General features: G+C 65.8%; 8 protein-coding genes. All 8 read right to left on the reverse strand.

Annotated elements, in window-relative coordinates:
• Positions 1-60: 60 nt before the first annotated feature.
• Positions 61-771 (reverse strand): DUF1868 domain-containing protein, encoded by a 711-nt coding sequence (locus FJ425_RS27680; RefSeq protein WP_140635545.1) that lies wholly within the window; start codon positions 769-771, stop codon positions 61-63.
• 155 nt (positions 772-926) lie between these two features.
• Positions 927-1,541, reverse strand: coding sequence for a DapH/DapD/GlmU-related protein (locus FJ425_RS27685; RefSeq protein ID WP_140635547.1), 615 nt, complete (start codon positions 1,539-1,541; stop codon positions 927-929).
• Positions 1,538-2,245: a phosphonate C-P lyase system protein PhnL gene (gene phnL, locus FJ425_RS27690; RefSeq protein WP_140635549.1), complete on the reverse strand. Its 708-nt coding sequence runs from the start codon at positions 2,243-2,245 to the stop codon at positions 1,538-1,540. Before phnL ends, FJ425_RS27685 begins: the two co-directional genes overlap by 4 nt.
• 202 nt (positions 2,246-2,447) lie before the next feature.
• Entirely contained in the window at positions 2,448-3,224 is a 777-nt protein-coding gene (phnK, locus tag FJ425_RS27700) for a phosphonate C-P lyase system protein PhnK (RefSeq protein WP_140544515.1), read from the reverse strand.
• On the reverse strand, positions 3,221-4,132 hold the full coding sequence (locus tag FJ425_RS27705) for an alpha-D-ribose 1-methylphosphonate 5-phosphate C-P-lyase PhnJ (RefSeq protein ID WP_140635553.1): 912 nt from the start codon (positions 4,130-4,132) through the stop codon (positions 3,221-3,223). The genes phnK and FJ425_RS27705 overlap by 4 nt, the downstream gene beginning before the upstream one ends.
• Positions 4,129-5,241: a carbon-phosphorus lyase complex subunit PhnI gene (locus FJ425_RS27710; RefSeq protein WP_140635555.1), complete on the reverse strand. Its 1,113-nt coding sequence runs from the start codon at positions 5,239-5,241 to the stop codon at positions 4,129-4,131. The genes FJ425_RS27705 and FJ425_RS27710 overlap by 4 nt, the downstream gene beginning before the upstream one ends.
• Position 5,242: 1 nt before the next feature.
• Entirely contained in the window at positions 5,243-5,854 is a 612-nt protein-coding gene (gene phnH / locus FJ425_RS27715; protein WP_140635557.1) for a phosphonate C-P lyase system protein PhnH, read from the reverse strand.
• Positions 5,854-6,315 (reverse strand): phosphonate C-P lyase system protein PhnG, encoded by a 462-nt coding sequence (phnG, locus tag FJ425_RS27720; protein WP_140635559.1) that lies wholly within the window; start codon positions 6,313-6,315, stop codon positions 5,854-5,856. Before phnG ends, phnH begins: the two co-directional genes overlap by 1 nt.
• Positions 6,316-6,431: the final 116 nt, after the last annotated feature.

Raw genomic sequence — 6,431 nt, forward strand, 5'->3', positions numbered from 1 at the left:
CCGATGAAGCTGGGGTGTCGGATTGATGTCAGTTTTGTTACGTCCCACAGGCTTGGAGATTCAAGCAAGCACCAGCAATTCCTCGAAATGCTTCATGTCCTTGAAGCTGCAGAAGGCCGGAGGCTTGAGCTCGATCACAGGAGCCTCGCGTTCGAGGAACGACAGGCAGTCATCGAACAGATCCTGCCAGGCCGCGGCTCGCTCGCCGCAGAGACGGCGGATCTGATAGGCGAAGGTGATGTGGAAGACATAAGCGTCGTGGTCCGGATGGCGGTAGCCGAACGGCACCGATAGCGCATCGCGCCACAGGCGCAGGATGCGCTCGTCCTCAGCGGAAGCACCGGCAACCGTAAGGCCGTTCGGCGTGATGCCGACGGTCTTGACGCGGAAGGATGGACAGGCCTCGAAGTCCTCCAGGCGCTGCAGATAGAGGCCGGTCATGTCGTCGATGCTGGTGTCGAGCGGCACGTCGGAGGGCCAGTAGGGGAGCCGGCGCCGGTACTCGATGATGCCCTGGAACAGGGTCATGTGCAGGCTGGAGATCGGGGTGAAGGCGAGGCGGTCCGCGTCGGGCATGGCGCGGATGCGCTCGCGCACCTCGATGATCGCGGCTTGCGAAGGCGAGCCGCCGACGAGGTGACTGACGACCGTGTTGCCCGGTTCGGGGAGGAAGTTGCCCGAGCTGTCGTAACGGGTGCCGAGATGCACCGGCGCCGTCGGGTTGGTGCCTTCGAAAAATCCGGCGAGCGAGGGTATGACCGTGGCGAACATCGCGATCTCCTTGGGGAGATGGCGTCCTGTCCGAGTCATGTGTCAACGGTGTGAATGGTGAATGGTGAATGGTGAATGGTGAATGGTGAATGGTGAATGGTGAGAAGGAAGGGCTTCGTTGCATTCACTATTGACCGGTTCACCATTCACCGCGCCTAGCCGCCATGCTTCTCCAGGAAAGCCTCCGCCGACAACTCGCGGAAATCGTCGAGCGCAGAGCGCAGCCTTGCATGATCCCAATCCCACCAGGCCAAAGCCTGGTAGCGCTCGGCGGTGCGGCGGTCGAAGCGCTCGCGGATCGGCTTCGCCGGCACGCCGCCGACGATTGTGTAGGGCGCGACATCCTTCGACACCACGGCGCCCGCGCCGACCGCCGCGCCATCGCCGACGGTGACGCCGGGCAGGATGGTCGAGCCATGGCCGAGCCAAGTGTCGTGGCCGATGGTGACGCGTTTGGCGCGGCGCTCGGCGAAGAACGCGCTTTCATGCTCGGCGTCGTCCCAATAGTCCGATGCGCGGTAGGTGAAGTGATGCAGCGTCGGACGCCATGTCGGATGGTTGGTGGCGTTGATGCGCACACTTGCCGCGATGTTGGAGAACTTGCCGATGGTCGCGCACCACACGGCGCAGTCCTGCATCATGTAGGAATAGTCGCCGAGCTTGCATTCGGCGACGCGGCTGCGCTCGGCGATCTCGGTCCAGCGGCCGAGCGTCGAGTTCTCGACTTGCGCCGTCGGATGGATCAGAGGCGCCTCCGAAAGCTTCTTCATGCGGCGATCTTTCCGGCGGCGAAGGCGGTGACATCGATGACGCGGTCGGCGACAGCCTCGCGGACATCCTGGTCATGGAAGATGCCGAGCAGGGCAACGCCCGCCGCCTTCTTGGCGGCGATGAGCTCGACCACGACATCGCGGTTCTTCGCGTCGAGCGAAGCGGTCGGCTCGTCGAGCAGCAGGATTGGATGCTCGGTTATGAAGCCGCGTGCGATGTTGACGCGCTGCTGCTCGCCGCCCGAGAAGGTGGCCGGCGGCAGCGCCCAGAGCTTTTCAGGCAGGTTGAGCTGCGCAAGCAAGGAGCGAGCCTTTGCCCGCGCGGCCTCGCGATCCTCGCCGCGCTCGACCAAAGGCTCGGCGACGACGTCGAGCGCGGAAACGCGCGGCACGGTGCGCAGGAACTGGCTGACATAGCCGATGGTATGGCGGCGCACGGAAAGCACGGTGCGCGGGCTGGCGGAGGCGAGGTCGATCAATCCGTCGCCATGCTGGACAATGATCTGACCTTCATCGACGGCGTAATTGCCGTAAAGCATCTTCAGGATCGAGCTTTTTCCGGCGCCGGACGGGCCGCCGAGCACCGCGCATTCGCCGGCGCGGATCGAGAAGGAGACAGCCGCCACCACCGGCAGCGTGACGCCGTCGCGCAGATGCATGGTGAAGCTTTTGGCGACGTCCGAGACAACGAGAGGCGTAGCCATCAGAAAATCCTCCAATTTGTCGGCGGGACAGCGCCCCCCTCTGTCCTGCCGGACATCTCCCCCTCAGGGGGGGAGATCGGCTGTCGCATTCGGTTTCGCCACTCTCCCGCGTTGCAGAAAAAGCGGGGCATGAAAGCTGCTAATCTCCCCCCCTGAGGGGGAGATGGCCGGCAGGCCAGAGGGGGGTGTTCAAGCGCCATCGTCACACCTGCAAAATCGAAGAAACCAGCAACTGCGTATAAGGCGCGCGCGGATCGTCGAGCACGCGGTCGGTGAGGCCGCTTTCGACGACGCGGCCATCTTTCATCACCATCATGCGCTGCGACAGCAACCGCGCCACGGCGAGGTCGTGGGTGACGACGATCGCGGCAAGCCCAAGATCGGTAACCAGCCCGCGCAGAAGGTCGAGCAGGCGCGCCTGCACCGAGACGTCGAGACCGCCGGTCGGCTCGTCCATGAACACCAGGCGCGGGCCGGTGACCAGGTTGCGGGCGATCTGCAGGCGCTGGCGCATGCCGCCGGAAAAGGCGCGCGGCTCGTCGTCGATGCGGTCCTCGTCGATCTCGACGCGCGACAGCCAGTCGACGGCGGTGGCGCGGATCTTGCCATAGTGGCGGTCGCCGACCGCCATCAGCCGCTCGCCGACATTGGCGCCGGCAGATACCGTCATGCGCAGGCCGTCGGCCGGGTTCTGGTGGACGAAGCCCCAGTCGGTGCGCATCAGGAAGCGGCGCTCGGCCTCGCTCATGCGGTAGAGCTCGCGCCATTGGCCGTCGCGCATGCGGTAGCTGGCCGTGCCGGAAGAGGGCAGCAGGCGGGTCGACAGGCAGTTGAGCAGCGTGGTCTTGCCGGAGCCGGATTCGCCGACCACCGCCAGAACCTCGCCTGGCCAGAGGTCGAAGGTGACGTTCTCGCAGCCGACGCGCGACCCGTAGAATTTGGACAGCGCAGAAACGCGCAGCAGCGGTTCGTCGGTCATTCTGCCGGCTCCGTTTTCTCAGAGGCAAGGTGGGTCTCGGGTGCAAGATGGCCGTGATGGCCGTCGGCTCGTCGCTTCTCGCAATGGTCGGTGTCGGAGCAGACGAACATGTGGCCGCCATGGTCGTCGAGGATGACCTCGTCGAGATAGACATTCTCGGCGCCGCAAAGCGCGCAGGGCTGGTCGAAGGTCTGCACCTCGAAGGGATGGTCCTCGAAGTCGAGGCTGACGACATCGGTGAAGGGCGGCACCGCATAGATGCGCTTCTCTCGGCCGGCACCGAACAATTGCAGGGCCGGTGAGCGATGCATCTTCGGATTGTCGAATTTCGGTGTCGGCGAGGGGTCCATCACGTAGCGGCCCTCGACCTTGACCGGATAGGCGTAGGTGGTGGCGATGCGGCCGTGCCTGGCAATGTCCTCATAGAGCTTCACATGCATGAGGCCGTATTCCTCCAGCGCGTGCATCTTGCGCGTCTCGGTCTCGCGCGGCTCGAGGAAGCGCAGCGGCTCGGGGATCGGCACCTGGAAGACCAGCACCTGGCCTGCGGTCAGCGGATGCTCGGGGATGCGGTGGCGGGTCTGGATGATGGTGGCGGTTGCCGTGTCGGTGGTGACGACGACCTTGGCGACCTTCTTGAAGAAGGCGCGGATCGAGACGGCATTGGTGGTGTCGTCGGCGCCCTGGTCGATGACCTTGAGCACGTCATCGGGACCGATGATCGAGGCGGTGACCTGCACGCCGCCTGTGCCCCAGCCGTAAGGCATCGGCATCTCGCGCGAGGCGAAAGGCACTTGGTAGCCGGGAATGGCGATGCCCTTCAGGATGGCGCGGCGGATCATCCGCTTGGTCTGCTCGTCGAGATAGGCGAAGTTGTAAGTGGCGATCTCTGTCGGTTGCGCGGTCATTCCGCGGCCTCCCTCTTGTCTTCAGCCTTGTCCTCGTTTTCCCGCGCCTCGTATTCGGCGCGCATGCGGCGCACGAGGCCGAGCTCGGCCTGGAAGTCGACATAATGCGGCAGCTTCAAATGCTCGACGAAGCCGGTGGCCTGGACGTTGTCGGAATGCGAGATGACGAATTCCTCGTCCTGCGCGGCGGCAACGACATCCTCGCCGAGCTCGCTCGCGCGCAGCGCCCGGTCGCATAGCGCCATCGCCATCGCCTTGCGCTCGCTCTGGCCGAAGACCAGGCCATAGCCGCGGGTGAACTGCGGCGGCGCCTTGGCCGAGCCCTTGAACTGGTTGACCATCTGGCATTCGGTGACGCGGATGGAGCCGAGCGGCACGGCGAAGGGTAGCTCCGGCACGTCCAGTTCCAGCTCGACCTCGCCGATGCGTATCTCGCCGACGAAGGGATGGTTGCGGGCGTAGCCGCGCTGCGTCGAATAGCCGAGCGCCAGGAGAAAACCCTCGTCGCCGCGCGACAGCGCCTGCAGGCGGATGTCGCGCGCCATCGGGAATTGCAGCGGCTCGCGCGTGATGTCGCCGGGCACGTGGTCCAGCGGCATGTCGCCATCGGCCTCGATCAGGCCTTCATGGGCGAGGATCGCCGAAACGCGCGGCATGGCCTCCGGCTCAGCCGGACGCTGCGCCGGCATCTCGACCTCGGCGCCGGCGGCAAGCTCGGGATCGAGCAGGCGGTGGGTGTAGTCGAAGGTCGGGCCAAGCACCTGTCCGCCGGGCAGGTCCTTATAGGTGGCCGAGACACGGCGCTCGACCTGCATGGCGCCCGTATCGATCGGATTGGTGTAGCCGAAGCGCGGCAGCGTGGTGCGGTAGGCGCGCACCAGGAAGATCGCCTCGATCATGTCGCCGCGCGCCTGGACGACGGCCAGAGCCGCAAGCTCGCGGTCATAGAGCGAGCCTTCGCTCATCACGCGATCGACGCCCAGCGCCAGCTGCTCGACGATCTGGTCGAGGCGCAGCGCCGGTACCGAGCGGTCGCCGCGGCGGCGGTCGGCAAGCAGGCGATGCGCATTGGCAATAGCGGCTTCGCCGCCTTTCACCGCGACATACATGTCATGCCTCCATCGTCTTGATGCGGGTGGTGCGCGGCAGGCAGGCGAGGTGGCCTGGCGCCGCCAGGATGATGTCGACGCCGCGCGGGAAACGCTGGTTGTTCTGCTTCCACTGCTCGACGAAATGGCGCGGCATGCCGGGAGGCGCGATCATCGACGTCTTCTCGATCCCTGGGCCTTCGAGCAGCAGCGACGGGCCCGAGGCAAGATCGTCGACCAGGAGGATCAGCGTCGTCGAGCGGTCGGGATATTCCTGCGTGCCTTGCGCAAAACCGTCGAGCGCCGCCATCTCCTTCGGATTGGCGATCAAGGCGAAATGCGCGTCGGCCGGCGTGTTGGCCGAGGGCGCGCCGGTGTGAAAGCCGAGCCAGGCCTTGACCGCGGCTTCCGCCTGCAGCGGCGAGTCGAGCCAGACCGGCGTGTCGTTGTCGCAGAGCGAGAGCGCCACGGCGCCGGCCGTCGCCGACAGCGGCGCCGGCGGGCGGGCGAGCTGCGGCAGGTTCTGGACGGTGCCGGGGCGGGCCATCGCGTCCATGATGGCGCGGAACACCGCCTGGGCGTTGAAGACCGGCTCTGCGAAGCCGCCGTCGATCGATTGCGTGGCGATATCCATCAGTCCTCTCCGCGCACCATGGTGAAGAAATCCACTTTCGTGGCCGCCGTTTCGACGCGCTTTGTCTCGCGCGCCGCGGCAAGCGCCGCGCGCAAGGGCGCGGCGAGCTTTGTCTCGACCGCTTCGCGGTGCGCCAGGTCCTGCCACAGCGCGTCGGCGATCGCCGCAAGCTTGGCCTTGCCCTTGTCGCGGCCGAGCGCATAGGAGTGGCCGACCTGGCCGGAGGGCAACCGCACCGTCGCACGGGTGACCGTCGCCTCGCCGACATTGAACGGCGCGCCGCCGCCGCCGATCCGTCCGCGCACCGTCACCAATCCGGTTTCAGGACCGCGCAAAAGCTCGGCCTCGGAGGGCAGGCCCGACTCGTTCCACAGGCGGGCGATCTCGTCGGCCGCGGCGTGCGCCAGCGTCGCCATCAAAGCCTTCCGCCCGGCCTGCTCGCGCGCTTCCTGTCCTCGCATGGCATCGCTCCTTGCATGGAGAAATTTGTCTATTGATATAGACAACTATACAAATTATACTCACTTGGTATCGGGAGTCCATGACGGGTGGATGACAACGGGTGCAAAAGTTGGGG

The organism is Mesorhizobium sp. B2-7-2, from assembly GCF_006440775.1.
Classification (GTDB): Bacteria; Pseudomonadota; Alphaproteobacteria; order Rhizobiales; family Rhizobiaceae; genus Mesorhizobium.

Bases quoted from the DNA above. Each gene is read 5' to 3' on its own strand.
- phnL (WP_140635549.1), bottom strand. From the start codon at position 2,245: ATGGCTACGCCTCTCGTTGTCTCGGACGTCGCCAAAAGCTTCACCATG.
- phnH (WP_140635557.1), bottom strand. From the start codon at position 5,854: ATGGATATCGCCACGCAATCGATCGACGGCGGCTTCGCAGAGCCGGTC.
- phnG (WP_140635559.1), bottom strand. From the start codon at position 6,315: ATGCGAGGACAGGAAGCGCGCGAGCAGGCCGGGCGGAAGGCTTTGATG.
- FJ425_RS27685 (WP_140635547.1), bottom strand. From the start codon at position 1,541: ATGAAGAAGCTTTCGGAGGCGCCTCTGATCCATCCGACGGCGCAAGTC.
- phnK (WP_140544515.1), bottom strand. From the start codon at position 3,224: ATGACCGACGAACCGCTGCTGCGCGTTTCTGCGCTGTCCAAATTCTAC.
- FJ425_RS27705 (WP_140635553.1), bottom strand. From the start codon at position 4,132: ATGACCGCGCAACCGACAGAGATCGCCACTTACAACTTCGCCTATCTC.
- FJ425_RS27680 (WP_140635545.1), bottom strand. From the start codon at position 771: ATGTTCGCCACGGTCATACCCTCGCTCGCCGGATTTTTCGAAGGCACC.
- FJ425_RS27710 (WP_140635555.1), bottom strand. From the start codon at position 5,241: ATGTATGTCGCGGTGAAAGGCGGCGAAGCCGCTATTGCCAATGCGCAT.